The following is a 15,126-nucleotide window of genomic DNA, read 5'->3' as shown; positions in this document are numbered from 1 at the left end:
ATTGAAATGATGCTTTATAGTTGATAGCCAATTCCTAAAGTTAACATGGAGCTGGTTGGGATATTACTACTACCTTGATTAACTTGGTACATCAATTGTGAATAAAAACCATAAACTAACTCATATTTTAAACCAACAGCCCAAAATAAATTATTTCCCTTTTGGCTTGCAATGCTATTACCTGTAAAGTCAAAGCTAGACTGATTCAAGCGTCCAATCCCTACTTTACCAATCAAAGAAAACCCAAATGCTAATGGTGCTTGACCTTTAACTGCTAAATCATAGCCATAAAGTGATGCACTTTGGTCATTACCGTTATAACGATATTTTACATCTGGATAATGGGTAAAGCCTGCTTCAATACCAACTAATGGAATAATCATCCAGCCAGCATTAATGTTAAAACCATAGCCATTATCTTTTTGATTAACTGCATCTTGAACCGTTAAACTATCAGAGAAAGCATAGCCACCGTTAACATCTATATAAGGGCCACCACCAAAAATTAACGCACTGGCATTTTTCAACGGTAAGATAATAAAACTAAGCGTGATACAAATACAAATGATTCGCTTGATACTAATCAAAATGACTCTCCATTATTTTTAGATAAAATTCTATCTTTAAGCTGCTTGGAATTATCACATAAAACGCTTTAGATAAGCAAAGATTTCTTGCCAGAAGATAATTTATAGTATACTTAAAGTTAAAGGCTTTTCATTAATCACAACTATTAAAACAAGGATTTGTCAAATGAAAACCAAATTACAAATTGCCAATGACTGGCTACCTCGCTATACTGGCATGCCACTAAAACAGTTTGGTGACTACATCCTATTAACCAATTTTAGATCTTATTTAAATCAATTTTCAGAACGCTTTAACTCTAAAATCTATGGTGATAATTTACCGATGCAGGCAACGACTAATAAAGATGGTGTTACCATGATTAACTTTGGTATGGGTTCACCAAATACAGCAACTATTTTAGATTTATTAACTGCTGTTCACCCAAAAGCTGTCCTTTTATTAGGTAAGTGTGGCGGCATTAAGAAATCAACTGAAATTGGCCACTTTATCCTACCAATTGCTGCTGTGCGTGGTGATGGTACGAGTAATGATTATATGCTACCAGAAGTACCAGCGCTGCCTTCATTTAAATTACATAAGTTTATTTCAGAACAGCTTTATCACCGAAAGTTAGAATATCGTACAGGCGTTATTTATACAACCAATCGGCGGGTATGGGAATGGGATAATAAATTTAAAGATTACCTCAAAAAATTATCTGTTATTGGTATTGACATGGAAACAGCAACGCTTTTTGTTGTTGGCCATGTCAATCGCATACCAAGAGGTGCTTTATTACTTGTTTCTGATTTACCAATGACACCTGAAGGTGTTAAAACAAGTCGCTCTGATCATAAAGCCAATCATAAATACACTGATCTGCATCTTGATTTGGGTATTGAAGCAATGAGTAAAATTGGTAAAAATGATGAGTTCCTAAAACATTTCCAATATTAAATAAAAACTAACGCCGCCAAAATGTTGGCATTAATAAAACTAATACTGTGAAAACTTCCAAACGTCCAACAAGCATGGCAATGGCCAATACCCAGTGTGCCATTGCTGGTAGATCAGCATAATTAGAGCTAATACTTGCAATACCGGCACCTGTATTTGAAATACAGGCAGCAATGGCTGCTAGTGCATCCATTGGCTCAATCGATAGTGCCATAAGCACAAGCCATAGAACGGTCATAATAGCAAAATAACCGGCAATAAATGCCCAAACACTATTAATCGCTCCTTCAGACATCGCCTTTTGACCAAACTTAATTGGAAAAACACCTTGAGGGTGAACCAAGCGCTTCATCTCACGAATTAACTGCTGCTTGATTAATACCATTCTAATCAGCTTAATTCCACCAGAGGTTGACCCTGCACAACCACCAATTAAACCAATAATCATTAACAGAATTGGTATAAATACAGGCCATGATGCATAATCACTATTTGAGGTAAGGCCAGTATTACTAGCAAATGAAACAACTTGGAAAAAACTCTCTAATACAGCTTTTGGTGAGCTCGTATAAAATTGTTTTAAAATTAATGTTAGACTGACAATTAAAGCCAGAAATAGCACATAATAAACATAAAATCTAAATTCAACATCTTGCCAATAGTATTTAATTTTACGACGGCTAACGACAATAAAATGTAAGGCAAAGCTTGTAGCACCAACAAACATAAAAAACATCGCAATAAAATAAATTTGTGGCTTATCACTAAAATAAGCCATTGAACTATCATGCGGGGCAAAACCACCTGTACCAACGGTTGAAAATGCATAACAAATTGCATCAAAAAAGCTCATACCAGCAAGATAATAACTTAAAATACACGCGATTGTTAATACAACATAAATAACCCACAACGCTTTGGCTGTCTCCATAATTCTTGGGGTTAATTTATTCTCTTTCCATGGCCCGCTAATCTCAGCACGATAAAGCTGCATACCGCCAACGCCAATTAAAGGCAAAATTGCAACGGCTAAAACGATAATACCCATACCACCAAAAAACTGTGCTTGTTGGCGATAATACAAAATACTTTTTGGTAAGCCATCTAAGTGATTAATTAACGTTGCACCTGTCGTTGTAATACCCGACATTGACTCAAACACAGCATCGCTTAATGTTAAATGTAAGCCTTTTGATAACATATAAGGAATTGCACCAAATAAGCCTAATACTAACCAAATCAAAAACACGACAATAAAACCATCTTTTGGGCTTAACTCTTTTTTTGATTTATACGTTAAAAGCCATAAAACTAAGCCAACAATAAACGTAATGGCAAAACCTAAAATAAAGGCTCTGGCATTATTTTCTTTATAAATATAATCAACCATAATCGGTGATAGCAAAGTCAAGCTATAAAACATTAATAATACACCAAGCACTTTGCCGGTGGCTTTAAATTTCATTAATATCGTATCCTTTTATTATTAGAGTCGTGATTTTACTCTCTTTGTGGAGTATAATCTGAAACAGCATTTATATAAAGTTTCAACTTAAATAAAAAGAGATTAAGAAAATGGGATTAATCAGTAAACTTATTAATTTTGGTGATAATAAGAAACAAAGGGACTATGTTAGCGAACTTGATCAATTTATCCATAAGTTTGATAAAGATCATCCAAGACGTTCTAGCTCTCAAAAAAAAGAAGTTGAAAAGCATCGAGATATTTTTAATCGCAAATCACATCAAAAGATTAAGTGGTAGTTAAAAAGTCCCGCTTCGACTTAAGCTTGAGTTAGAAGCATCTAATTCACGTTGTTTTAAAAGCTCTTCTTTTGTATGCATTACAATTGGTGGGTGTTTTTGTTTATGTTGACTTTGCTGATCCAATTCACCAAAAAATACATGGCCTAATACAACACTATCACCCTTTTCTAACTCTACGACATCTGGACTGCCAACCATAACCTCAGCATGACCACAAATTGTCTGATTATGCGTTGTGACTAGATCTCTCAAACTAGAATCACCTATTTTTGTAACACATGACAATCCAACTTCCTTAGATACTTTTTTACACAGATGAAAAAGAAATGAAGTATTATATGATCCAGAACTCCAACCACCTTCATAACATAAACTAAATAAAGCTTTTTGTGATAGTCTACTTGCTTCCTCTGCATCTTTTGGTACTTCAACTGCAATTTTTTTTACATTTTCACACCTATTATTATAATTCTGTGATATATAAGAAAATAGTGTATCCGAAATATATGAACCCTTAAATTCAGCAAGTGCATCAGCTTTTGCTTCTTGTAATAAGCTGTAAAATTTAACTGGATTCGTATGATGGAGTATAGCAATTGCATTTGCCATAATCTCGGGACTAAGCACTTGCTTTCCCCTAATGCGATTAGCATTAATTTGAACAGCGCTACTTTCTAACGTATTTAACATAAAATCTATATAGTGGTCTTTGCTTAATGCAATAAAATCATTTTTATTATCTACTAACTGAACACTTGTATCAGAGTCATGAGGATAGTTTTCTGCACACCATAATGCTAGATTATAATAAAAATTGGTATTAAATGAAGCCTTACTTGATATATAGGTTGTACCATCATTAAAATGACCCTGCTTACACAATAACTTAATTGCTTCTAATGGCGTTATTTTTGAATCTGAAAGATCTTTAAGAATAGTATTAACATTTTTTTTACATGCTTCATAACTACCTGAGCTAGAATTTTTTTTATATTCTTCCAGTGCATTTCTAGCCAACTCATCAATTTTTATTTTAAAAGCAATCTCAGCTTCTTTTCTTTGCTGAGAGGCTTTAACAAATGAAGATATTATAGTAACAACATTCTCAAACATATCGATATTCCTTATCGTTTTTTCAAATCCATCGCAAGACTAAAATTAAGGATGATTAAAGGCTCTGTCAATTACATTAAATGAATAATCTGTAACATATTTAATCAAAAAACATCCATTTAATTTTCTTATTTCATATAATAAACTGATTAATTACCAACTAAAATCTTACTTTTAAAAAAAAATCATACATAATGAATAGCAATGAAATATAACGATTAATTGAAACAATAATTCTTAAATATTTAATAATAAAACATAAGAAAAGATTATTTAATGATCAATGATGATAGTGCGATAGCAATAAAAATACCTGCGAGCCAGGTACGGCAATAATTGCTAAAATAATACAAATACTATTAACCCATCTTGCAAGTCTAATACGCTGATGCTTGTGAAAATAGTAAATAATGACCGTCATCAATATCGTAAAACATAAGAAAACCATCGAAGTCAATTGCACAAGATCAACTAAAGTAAGTCCTGTTGCCTGCGGTAGATAACTGTCTGTTAGTAATTTATTTCCAACTAATGCAAAAATCGCACCGGTAATTAAGCCTAAGCGCCCACGCAATTCATTTAACGGTAAAAAATAAATACAAAAGGCTAAAAAACAAGCCAAATAGGCAACACCAAAAACTTGTATTAGTTTACGTACGCCTTCTCTTTCTAATTCAATTTTATAAATAGCTCGTGAATATGTTGTATCATGCGTACGATCTTCATTGATAACACCAAAATTGGATTTATAGTGATAATTATTTAATTTCCAATAACTATTTAATACTTTCCAGCCATCTAATGACACTTGTAAATCAACATCACTATCAGCATTATCAATAACATAAATAAGCTCATCAGAACTATAACGAGTATCTTCAAATACAAATGTAATGCCTTGACTGTCTAATGGATAGCTTCTAAAGTCCCAGTTTTGATGTAATTTGGCATGATATTTACCACCAGCCCAATAATAACCATCATCTAATCGTGTTACCTCATAACTTAAGCGTTTAATACTTTCAGCATTAACAATATCGATATGCTCTAATGGGCTTAATGTTTTATCTTTGTATATAACCCATAACCAAAAAGCAATATCAACGCTTTTATTTGAAATATCACCGCCAAAAATATCAGTAATATAAATACCAATAATCACAGGCTGTGGGTTAGAGGCTTTAGTTTTTTCATTCACATCATTGGCAAGTGTAATATTAAACATCATAAGATAAATAAAACAAATACTAATGACTATGAAAAAATAGTTTATATAGCGCATTTTCATCATTACATATGCTTAATCAATCATTTAATTCTGTCACTTAAGTAATGTAAGTATAGATGATAAATAACGAGTTAATGATATAAAGCTAAATCTTTTAGGATGCTTCAGCTCTAACTTGATGAGATAGGCGATCTAAAAGGCCATTGACAAAGCGATGACCATCGGTTGCACCTAAATCTTTTGCATGCTCTACATATTCATTAACGATTACCTGAAATGGAATCTCCAAGCGATGGCATAATTCATAAGCACCTAAACGTAAGATCGCTAATTCAACTGGATTAACTGTCTCGAATTCCCTTGCCACAAGTGGGCGAATCATATCATCTAGTGCTAATTGATGTTGTTCAACACCATTGATTAAATCATGAAAAAATTCCCAATCGACTGGGTGGCGTTGTAAATTATCTTCATAAAATTGTACACGTAATTCGATATAATCAGTACCCGCCATCTCACGTTGATAAAGTGCTTGAATGGCATGAAATCGAGCACGCTTTCTTAGTTTTATTTTAAGTGACATGATTTATAAAGCCTCAATTTCAGCAAGTACATTCATACTTTCTAATAATGCAAGTGCTGCATCAGCACCTTTATTGCCTGCTTTTGTACCAGCACGCTCGACAGCTTGCTCAATCGTATCTGTTGTAAGTACACCAAATGAAACTGCTATATCATGGTTTAAAGATACTTGTGCCAACCCTTTAGCACACTCGCCAGCAACATAATCAAAGTGGACCGTGCCACCTCGAATGACTGCACCTAAAGCGATAATACCACCATAGCGATTTTTATTTGCCATTCTTTGTGTAGCCAATGGCAGCTCATAAGCACCAGGGACATAAATAACGTCAATATTCTCAGCACTAACACCATGGCGAACTAATGCATCAATGGCACCTTTAATTAGGCTTTCAACAACTAAGCTATTAAATCTTGATGCAACGATACCAATACGTTCACCATTATATATATAGTTACCTTCAACTACTCGATAAGACATTTTAAAACCCTTCTTAAATTTACTCTTTATTTCATTATGATAATTCATCAATATACTCAACAACTTCTAGATCAAAACCACTTAATGCATTATAGCGTCGAGGTGAACTTAAAAGACGCATCTGCTTAACACCTAGATCTTTAAGGATCCTTGCGCCTGTGCCAATCATCTTAAAAGCTTCATCATGTGTTTCAACTTCATGATCTTTTATCGTTTTGTCATTTGCTAATGTTTCGAGACGATTAAATATTTCACTTGAGTGCTCATTTCCTGATAATAAGACCATAACACCTGCATCTGATTGAGCAATTTTTTCTAATGCTTTGTCAAAACGCCAGCTTTGTGGCAAATGATTAACACGAATTAAATCTGCAAACATATCTTGATAATGTACTCTCACTGTAACTTTTTCAGCTTGTAAGAGATTACCTTTTGTTAATGCAAAATGAATACGATTATCAACTTTATCTAAATAACTATGCATTTGAAATGCACCATAAGCTGTCTCAATAGGCATAATAGAAACAGGCTCTACTGTTTTTTCATGCTCAATACGATAACGGATCAAATCAGCAATGGTGCCAATTTTTAACTGATGTTTAGCTGCAACTTTAAATAAGTCATCGCCTCTTGCCATCGTACCGTCATCATTTAGTATTTCAACTAATACCGAAGCTGGCTTTAATCCAGCTAAACGGGCCAAGTCACAACTTGCTTCAGTATGACCTGCTCGCGTTAATACACCACCTGTTTGTGCCATAATTGGAAAAATATGCCCAGGCTTAACCAAATCATCGGCAACCACATTATCACCAATGGCTGTTAAAATGGTATGCGCACGGTCATAAGCTGAAATACCGGTTGTTACACCTTGGCGAGCTTCAATTGATAAGGTGAAATTTGTGCCAAAGCGACTCTGATTATTCCCAGGTACCATCAACGGCAAATTCAACTTTTTACATTGTGCTTCTGTCATGGGCATACAGACTAAACCTCGACCAAAACGCGCCATAAAATTAATTGCTTCTGGGGTAACTTTCTCAGCTGCCATGACAAAATCACCTTCATTCTCACGGTTTTCGTCATCGAGTAAAATTACCATTTCACCATTGGCAATAGCGCTGATTAACTCTTCTGTTGTATTAAACATTTTTAATGATTACCTATTTAATCAATTTCAATACTTAAATAAATGCAAATGAATTGTAAACTAAAGCTTAAATCATGCGCAAGCATTGATTTAATCAAAAAAAGTTAAAAATTTAATCTTTGAGATAAAAAATTAATGATTATTAGAAAAATAAGCTTAGAAGAAAGCTATCTTTAACCATTAAAATTAAAGATAGCTTGATCTATCATATTAATATTGCTGGTAGCCGCCACGGTTATTATTACCGAAACTACGACGAGTTGAACCGCCACCGCCACCAGTTCTATTTTGAGGCTTGGCGATACTTACATTGACTCTACGTTTATCAAGCTCAGTACCATTAAGTTCCAATGCATCTTGAACTGCTTCTTCATTTTCAAAAGTAATAAATGCAAATCCTTTTGAACGACCAGTTTGACGATCTGTAATTAGTTTAACTTCTTGGATTTCACCACAGTTGCCAAAGGCTTCATGTAAATCCGCTTCCGATAGGTTGTAAGATAAATTTCCTACATAGACTTTCGTATTTTGCACGTTTTTTTCCTCTACAATAAGTAACATTTCACTGAAAGAGACACTAGAGATAATGAAGTTAAACTTAGATTTGTCAGATGCTTCGTCAAAGTCATGGCCATTACTAACTTCTCTTTCAACCACTAAGTATAACACAGAAGTTCATAATGCAAACAATAACTTAAGTTTTAACAGCTATTCCCGCTTAATTTTTCATTTAATTATTAATTCCATTAGCATTCTCATTGACAATACTTACCGCTACAGCATATGCACCGTATATTAGATTTTTATGTCTCATTAATAAATAACCGGGTATAGTTAAAAACACGATGTTCATGGCAAAATATAATTAACCAGTGTCGATGATCAATTGGGCTTTAACTTTTCCTGATAGGTGTAAATATAGCGCTTCCCAACTATTAATCTGTGCTATAAAAAAAGCACTTCTTATTCTGTCCCATAAACGACTTCTTGTCTCTAATTTTTTTAATGCCGACTTAAATAATGGACAGCATAGTTCTTGAATTTGATCTACCAAAAATGCCAATAGCATCAAAAAGCCAAATACTGTACATAAGTTGTTTGCTCCATGACCAAAATTGTGTTCAAAATTATACCCTTGATTTTTTAATGTATTAAATGTCTCATTTTCAATTTTCCAGCGTGCACGTGCTCCTGTCATTATTTTAAATACATTGTTTGAATTAAGATCAAGGTCTGTCACCCAAGTAAAATGCTGTACTTTACCTTTTTTATTTGTCTGTTTATAAGACAAAAAGTTAACCTTAATATCACTTCTAGTTTCATTTAATTCAGCTTGATTAACCCACTCAAATTCATGTTTAACACCCTCTAGTGACATCGACAAAAACTCGGATTTACTTGCTTTAACCCAGTCAAAAAGCCAGGTATGATCACTTGGTTTTACTCCTAGAATATAATGAATATTATGTTTGTTTAGGTCATCAATATGAGGGCCATTGGCATATAAGGCATCTTCAACAAAAATCATTGCTAAGTGCGGGTGTTCTTGGCGAAGACGTTTAATTAAACGTTTGGCTGCATTTCGCTCACAATCATTTTTCTTTGTTCCATCACTTTTAATAATTGGCTCAGGCGCTAATGGAATCACTTGCTTTATATCAGGATGTACAATCGAAGCACACAACATTTGATGATAATAAGTTTTTGTTCCATTACGGTGATGTTTTACACAGCAATTATCACAATGCACTTCATGTGATGAAAACATCCCTGTGCCGTCACTGGAAATCAAATAATAATCATTATAAAAACAATATTGCTCTAGAACTTTACCTCTTTGTAGATTGCTTAGTAATGCATTAAATGACTGACGTAATTGAAGATAATCAATTTCATCTAAACGTTCACGTAAATATGTATCACATGGCACTTTTTCAACTTTATATAATGAGCTAATATTATTTTTAACCAAACTGCCCTCTGATCGCATATCTTTATCAAATTTAAGTAATGAAGGATACTTCATTCCAAATACTGCCATGCCACACATCAAACAATCAACAAGTGAGTAAATGCTGGATGACTTCCTATCAGTAGCTTTTGCAAAGCTATTTCTTAATGTGTGTAATAAACCTGGTATAGATAGATGTTTTTTAAATTGATTGTTCATTGTAAAATAACTAGGTTACGAAAAATAAATATATGATCGGTCTAAAAGTCTTTATTTGCAACCCGTGTCATTAATAGCGGGAATTGCTGAAGTTTTAACTAAATTTCTCAAAAATATAGATATAAATTATGCTTAATTAATAGAAAAATTGTATAACATTTAACGCAATTAGCCCAACAACAGGTTATGATTTAAAAAAAGTCGTATTAATAGGAAAACAATAGTTAAATGACAATCATATTGATTTTAAGCTTTATTATTGGTTTATCCCTTGGCAGCTTTATCAATGTAATTGCTTATCGCTTACCGTTAAAACTACAAGCCAATTGGCAAAAAAACTGTCTTAATTATTTAGGAGTTGATGAACAAACACATACTAATGCAAATACCAATACACCGTTTAACTTATTTGGATTACGCTCTCACTGCCCTTATTGTCATCAAACCATCCGTTTTTATCATAATATCCCAATTATTAGCTTTCTTTGGTTAAAGGGTCAATGTGGTTACTGCCATAATAAAATTTCATGGATATACCCAGCCACAGAGTTAGTTAGTGCAATTATGTTTGTGCTTATTGTAATGCAATTTAACCTAACATTAATGACATTTTTTACTTTAATCTTTGTATTTTCATTAATTACGTTAGCCGTTATCGATATACGTACTCAATTATTACCTGATAGCATTACATTACCTTTATTATGGCTTGGGTTAACCATTAATAGCTTCTCTTATTTCACCTCTCTAACAATAGCCCTTTGGGGTGCTGTAATTGGTTATCTAATCTTATGGTTTGTCTATATTATATATAAACTACTAAGACATACCGATGGGCTTGGTTTTGGCGATTTAAAATGTTTAAGTGCCATCGGTGCTTGGTTAGGCATTAATGCGCTTCTACCGGTATTATTAATTGCAAGCATTAGTGCGTTAATTACAATTAGTATCATAAGATTAAGCCTGATGATTACAACTAAAAATCATCGCCCTAAAACTAAATCGAGTGATCGTATCGCTTTTGGTCCTTTTTTAGCCTTTGCTTCCATTATCGTACTATTCTGGCATAATAGTGCACTACTATTAAATATCTCGATTACATCAATTATGTGATTTATATGACCTTACAATTAATCAAAGACAAATATCTCAGTCTAATTGAAACATTAAATGATACATTCTTTCAAACCCCAGATCAATTAACTGATTTAATGGCGCACTATTGTCAAAAAATTGATCATATGATCACAGAAAAACTAAGCCAAAGCATAGATACAATACAACAAAAAGATATTGCATTAATTGCGTTAGGTGGCTATGGTAGAACAGAACTTTATCCATTTTCTGACCTTGATTTACTTGTTATTTGTTGTAATGATCAAGATAAAGCCGCGCTTGCTAAACGCTTAATATATCTTTGGCAAATGCCAATAAGAATTAATATTAGTTATCGTAATATAGATGAAATTAAAAATGACTTACAAACAGATTCTACCTTTTTTACAAGCCTACTTGATTGTCGACTACTCTATGGCAACAAACAATTATTTAACTTACTTCAAAAATTGCTAAATCAACACCCCATTGAACATAAACAGTTTCTGCAACACCTTTATCAAGATGAGCTTGATAAACAAACTAAAACAACACAAAATTTAGAACCCAATTTAAAAATTGACGCCGGCAATTTAAGAACACTACATAAAATTCAGTGGCTGAGTGACTATTTTGATTTAGATCAAAAATTATTTAATAAAGCACAGTTAGATCGACTGGCATATGCGCATCAAATACTGGCTAAATTACGCTTTGGGCTTCATCTAATTGCTCAAAAAAATGAAAACAAATTATATTTCAATCATCAAGAAGCCCTTTATAAAGCATTTAAATATGATTCAATTTATCAATTAATGCAACCTTATTATCAAGCTGTATTAACGATTTTATTTTATTTTAAGTTATTTATTTTAAAGCTTGATAAAGTAACAAACCAACAGACGATAAAAGTAGCAAAAATAAAAATACCAACTACCGATCAAACAGATGAGGTATTATTAACACTATTACAACAGCACGCAATATCAGGTTCAACCGATGATTTACCACTGTCAATTTATACACTTGCTGAAACGTTAAATGCAAAATCAGTCGGCCAACCCAACAAACCCAAATTACGCAATCTTTTTTTATCGTTATTCCAATACCCTAAAACCATTATAAAGCATTTAATATTTCTTCACCAATCAGGTCGCTTAGCTGAGTATATGCCTCTTTTTAAACATACCATAGGACTTCAACAGTTTGACTTTTTCCATAGCTTTAGCGTTGATGTACACTCGATTAAAATTGTCACACAAACCAAAGACTTAATCGCTGGAAAATATCACAATATGATGCCAGATATACAAACAATAGCTGACAATATTAGACCTGAAATCTTACTTCTTAGTGCCTTTTTTCATGATTTAGGCAAAGGTTTAGGTGGTAAGCATGAAGTTATCGCAGCTGATAAGGTTAATGCTTATTTAACTGAAGAAAATCAGTATCTAAATTTATCAAATGATGATATACAGTTAATTTGTTTTTTAGTTAAATCACATCTGATTATGTCACATGTTGCGCAAAAAAAAGATATCAGTGATTTAAGTGTTATTAAGTCATTTGCAACCACTATTAAAGATAAAACAACCTTAGATTATCTTTATCTATTAACCATTTGTGATATTCGTAGCACCAATATCAAATTATGGAATCATTGGCGCTTTAGTTTATTAACAACATTATATCATACAACCAACCTTTATCTTGGCCAGCCATTTGATGACTTAATCAGTATTCAAGCAGACCATTCAAATAAGAAAAAAATTGCCATTGGTAAAATCAATCGCCTAAAAAATAAATACCCATTAGAAGCTTTAAACAATTATCTAAATTTATGGGGCAAGCGTTATCTAATTCATTTCGCACCATCGAGTATCCAATGGCACTTAGATTGTATTTTACCCTATCTTAATACAGATGGTTTATATCTTTTTGGACGATTTAATCCAAGAATTAAACAAGCTGAAATTATCACTTATGCTAAAAATGAGTATTATGTTTTTGGGCCCGTTGCTTCGATTGCAACACGCTTAAGCTTAAGTATTTTAGATGCGCGTATTTATACATCATCAACCGGCGCAACATTCAGTCAGTATGTTATAAACCACCAAAGTGACTTGGCATCATTAGATGATGAATTTACACTATCTAAAACTATTGATCAATTTAAAACTATGTTAGATGACTATCATAAAAACACTACGCCAATTAAATTTAGAAAACGCCTACCAAAACGTTATATTCTAAAAAGTACACCTAAGATTAATATCCAAGTAATGAATGATACACAATTAAGCGTTGAAATTCATACAATCGATTATCCAGGTATACTTGCAGAAATCGTTAGCGTATTCGATCAATTTAATCTCTATATTACACATGCCAAAATTAATACACTTGATCAAAAAGTTGAAGATATTTTCTTTCTTGATACTCAAAATTTTAGCGTCAATGAACTTTCATTTGCACAATTAAAAAAAGCGATCATACAAACCATTCAACTTTAAAATTAACATCCCGTAAATGAGCATCCATGATTACTTTCTTTACTAGCTTCTTGATCCATCTGTTGCCATGGAAAGAAATGATCACTTTTTAGTACATGAATGGGTTTTTCATATTGTCTTTTTTTAATCACTGCTTGCGCATCTAGTTTGATTTTGTCTAAGCTATCTACATAGATTCCATCAATAAGTTCAAACTGAGATTTAATAATAAGATTTGCCAACGGACAGGTGATTTTACGATAAGGTTTCTCAAATGATGTTAATAACGGTTCATGTGCAATCTCTTTAATACCTTGTTCAATTAATTTAATTAGTACTTTACTATCACACTTAGATCCATTAATACTATCTTCTTCACAGAAAAATGAAGTCTCTTGAAATAAATCTCCCTGTATTGCAACCATAGCAATCGTTGGTAATAACTCAGTTTCTAAAACATTATTAGGCGCTTCTTCTTTAGTTAATGGATCTATAAAACGATTAAATCGCCTAAAGCCAGCACTTGCTAATTGGTCACATAATTTGATTAATTTCAATCGAGTAATCGCTTCATTTAAAGCTTCTGTATGCTCATCATCAGAATATTGATAAGCACTGACTGCAATTGTTTCTAAAACAGCTTCTTCAGAGGCTTTTTCATAGAAAATAGAGTTTGTATTAATACGCTCTGAAGTGTGTGCTAATGTCATTGATATCCCAACGAAAGGTGCAATACTAACATCCACTTTATGTGGTACTTCAATTGGATAATGAACTAAATCATCTTGTTGATAAACTTCATCTGAAACTTCATGAATAATACGCACTCCTTCTTTTTGAGCCAATCGCATAGGTTTTTTCTTAGTTGCGCCATCACCAGCTGTTGGTACCAAATTATACCTACTATACAACTGACCTGTACCTTTCTTTTCTGCAATATAATTATGATTTCTAAAACCACCTTTTAAAAATTTTGAAGCAAGCTGCCAAGAATGCTCATGAATGTGATTTTCATCATCTCTGATTTCATGACCTAAGTTACTAATCATATAACCTTCTTTTTCAGAAGCTTTCATCACATTATAAGTATGCAGTCTAAGCGCCCAAGGGTCATTAATTCCCTCTCCTTGCATAATAACTAGTTTATCAAATAAATCACTACGTCTGGATAAAGCTAATGACTGTGATTTTAACTCCGGAGTATCTCGAACTTCTTCTAAAAGGCAGATCACATCATCAAAATCTAAACCTTCAATATTTTTAACTAAAACATCAGATGTTCTATATTGCTTATATATTGATTGATAGTTCACCTGAATACTCTGTTGAATCTGATCATATTTTTCTCTACCCATTTTAACTCCCTACTATACTATTACTCTAAACTGATCACTGTTCTCAATAAAATAATTTTATTTATTATTTGAAATAATACCTATTTAAAATAGTTTTGGTTTGTAATAAATCATCATTAATAAATAAAAAATAAATTACCTGTATCAATCTAAATTTTATTTTTAT

General features: G+C 32.7%; 14 protein-coding genes. 4 read left to right on the top strand and 10 right to left on the bottom strand.

The window, feature by feature from the left end; translation table 11 throughout:
• Positions 1 to 14: 14 nt before the first annotated feature.
• Positions 15 to 587 carry an outer membrane beta-barrel protein gene (locus KFE69_00885; protein ID UTW42733.1) on the bottom strand — a complete coding sequence of 191 codons (573 nt, stop codon included), beginning with the start codon at positions 585 to 587 and terminating at the stop codon, positions 15 to 17.
• 166 nt (positions 588 to 753) lie between these two features.
• On the opposite strand from KFE69_00885, the gene KFE69_00880 reads away from it, so the two are divergent.
• Positions 754 to 1,527, top strand: coding sequence for an AMP nucleosidase (locus tag KFE69_00880; GenBank protein UTW42732.1), 774 nt, complete (start codon positions 754 to 756; stop codon positions 1,525 to 1,527).
• A 7-nt stretch (positions 1,528 to 1,534) separates the two neighbouring features.
• On the opposite strand, the gene KFE69_00875 is transcribed toward KFE69_00880, so the two are convergent.
• The gene (locus tag KFE69_00875) at positions 1,535 to 2,950 is read right to left on the bottom strand and encodes a TrkH family potassium uptake protein (protein UTW43935.1); all 1,416 of its coding nucleotides are present in this window, start codon (positions 2,948 to 2,950) and stop codon (positions 1,535 to 1,537) included.
• Positions 2,951 to 3,102: 152 nt separating this feature from the next.
• Here KFE69_00875 and KFE69_00870 point away from each other — a divergent pair, with 152 nt between their 5' ends.
• Positions 3,103 to 3,291 (top strand): hypothetical protein, encoded by a 189-nt coding sequence (locus KFE69_00870; protein ID UTW42731.1) that lies wholly within the window; start codon positions 3,103 to 3,105, stop codon positions 3,289 to 3,291.
• Here KFE69_00870 and KFE69_00865 read toward each other — a convergent pair whose 3' ends face one another.
• The 7 genes from KFE69_00865 to KFE69_00835 all read right to left on the bottom strand — a co-directional run bounded on the left by KFE69_00865 (position 3,292) and on the right by KFE69_00835 (position 10,018).
• A complete protein-coding gene (locus KFE69_00865) occupies positions 3,292 to 4,407 on the bottom strand; it encodes a hypothetical protein (GenBank protein UTW42730.1) in 1,116 nt (371 codons plus the stop codon).
• Between the two features lie 280 nt (positions 4,408 to 4,687).
• Positions 4,688 to 5,695 (bottom strand): hypothetical protein, encoded by a 1,008-nt coding sequence (locus KFE69_00860; GenBank protein UTW42729.1) that lies wholly within the window; start codon positions 5,693 to 5,695, stop codon positions 4,688 to 4,690.
• A gap of 94 nt (positions 5,696 to 5,789) precedes the next feature.
• On the bottom strand, positions 5,790 to 6,218 hold the full coding sequence (gene nusB / locus KFE69_00855; protein UTW42728.1) for a transcription antitermination factor NusB: 429 nt from the start codon (positions 6,216 to 6,218) through the stop codon (positions 5,790 to 5,792).
• Between the two features lie 3 nt (positions 6,219 to 6,221).
• The gene (gene ribE / locus KFE69_00850) at positions 6,222 to 6,698 is read right to left on the bottom strand and encodes a 6,7-dimethyl-8-ribityllumazine synthase (GenBank protein UTW42727.1); all 477 of its coding nucleotides are present in this window, start codon (positions 6,696 to 6,698) and stop codon (positions 6,222 to 6,224) included.
• 34 nt (positions 6,699 to 6,732) lie between these two features.
• A complete protein-coding gene (ribB, locus tag KFE69_00845) occupies positions 6,733 to 7,848 on the bottom strand; it encodes a 3,4-dihydroxy-2-butanone-4-phosphate synthase (GenBank protein UTW42726.1) in 1,116 nt (371 codons plus the stop codon).
• 210 nt (positions 7,849 to 8,058) lie between these two features.
• Entirely contained in the window at positions 8,059 to 8,505 is a 447-nt protein-coding gene (locus KFE69_00840) for an RNA-binding protein (protein UTW42725.1), read from the bottom strand.
• A gap of 208 nt (positions 8,506 to 8,713) precedes the next feature.
• Positions 8,714 to 10,018: a transposase gene (locus KFE69_00835; GenBank protein ID UTW42724.1), complete on the bottom strand. Its 1,305-nt coding sequence runs from the start codon at positions 10,016 to 10,018 to the stop codon at positions 8,714 to 8,716.
• A 228-nt stretch (positions 10,019 to 10,246) separates the two neighbouring features.
• Between KFE69_00835 and KFE69_00830 the strand changes: the two genes are divergently transcribed.
• Positions 10,247 to 11,131, top strand: coding sequence for a prepilin peptidase (locus KFE69_00830; protein ID UTW42723.1), 885 nt, complete (start codon positions 10,247 to 10,249; stop codon positions 11,129 to 11,131).
• 5 nt (positions 11,132 to 11,136) lie between these two features.
• Positions 11,137 to 13,626, top strand: coding sequence for an HD domain-containing protein (locus KFE69_00825; protein UTW42722.1), 2,490 nt, complete (start codon positions 11,137 to 11,139; stop codon positions 13,624 to 13,626).
• 2 nt (positions 13,627 to 13,628) lie between these two features.
• Here KFE69_00825 and KFE69_00820 read toward each other — a convergent pair whose 3' ends face one another.
• Positions 13,629 to 14,960, bottom strand: a complete 1,332-nt coding sequence (locus tag KFE69_00820) for a hypothetical protein (protein UTW42721.1) — start codon at positions 14,958 to 14,960, stop codon at positions 13,629 to 13,631.
• Positions 14,961 to 15,126 lie beyond the last annotated feature (166 nt).

This window comes from bacterium SCSIO 12844 (assembly GCA_024397935.1).
Taxonomy (GTDB): Bacteria; Pseudomonadota; Gammaproteobacteria; order Francisellales; family Francisellaceae; genus M0027.
This window is presented reverse-complemented; position numbering and strand designations above follow the sequence as displayed.

What these genes read in the sequence shown, in the direction of transcription:
- KFE69_00880 (UTW42732.1), top strand. Translation starts at nt 754, where the DNA reads ATGAAAACCAAATTACAAATTGCCAATGACTGGCTACCTCGCTATACT.
- KFE69_00875 (UTW43935.1), bottom strand. Translation starts at nt 2,950, where the DNA reads ATGTTTTATAGCTTGACTTTGCTATCACCGATTATGGTTGATTATATT.
- KFE69_00870 (UTW42731.1), top strand. Translation starts at nt 3,103, where the DNA reads ATGGGATTAATCAGTAAACTTATTAATTTTGGTGATAATAAGAAACAA.
- KFE69_00865 (UTW42730.1), bottom strand. Translation starts at nt 4,407, where the DNA reads ATGTTTGAGAATGTTGTTACTATAATATCTTCATTTGTTAAAGCCTCT.
- KFE69_00860 (UTW42729.1), bottom strand. Translation starts at nt 5,695, where the DNA reads ATGAAAATGCGCTATATAAACTATTTTTTCATAGTCATTAGTATTTGT.
- nusB (UTW42728.1), bottom strand. Translation starts at nt 6,218, where the DNA reads ATGTCACTTAAAATAAAACTAAGAAAGCGTGCTCGATTTCATGCCATT.
- ribE (UTW42727.1), bottom strand. Translation starts at nt 6,698, where the DNA reads ATGTCTTATCGAGTAGTTGAAGGTAACTATATATATAATGGTGAACGT.
- ribB (UTW42726.1), bottom strand. Translation starts at nt 7,848, where the DNA reads ATGTTTAATACAACAGAAGAGTTAATCAGCGCTATTGCCAATGGTGAA.
- KFE69_00835 (UTW42724.1), bottom strand. Translation starts at nt 10,018, where the DNA reads ATGAACAATCAATTTAAAAAACATCTATCTATACCAGGTTTATTACAC.
- KFE69_00830 (UTW42723.1), top strand. Translation starts at nt 10,247, where the DNA reads ATGACAATCATATTGATTTTAAGCTTTATTATTGGTTTATCCCTTGGC.
- KFE69_00825 (UTW42722.1), top strand. Translation starts at nt 11,137, where the DNA reads ATGACCTTACAATTAATCAAAGACAAATATCTCAGTCTAATTGAAACA.
- KFE69_00820 (UTW42721.1), bottom strand. Translation starts at nt 14,960, where the DNA reads ATGGGTAGAGAAAAATATGATCAGATTCAACAGAGTATTCAGGTGAAC.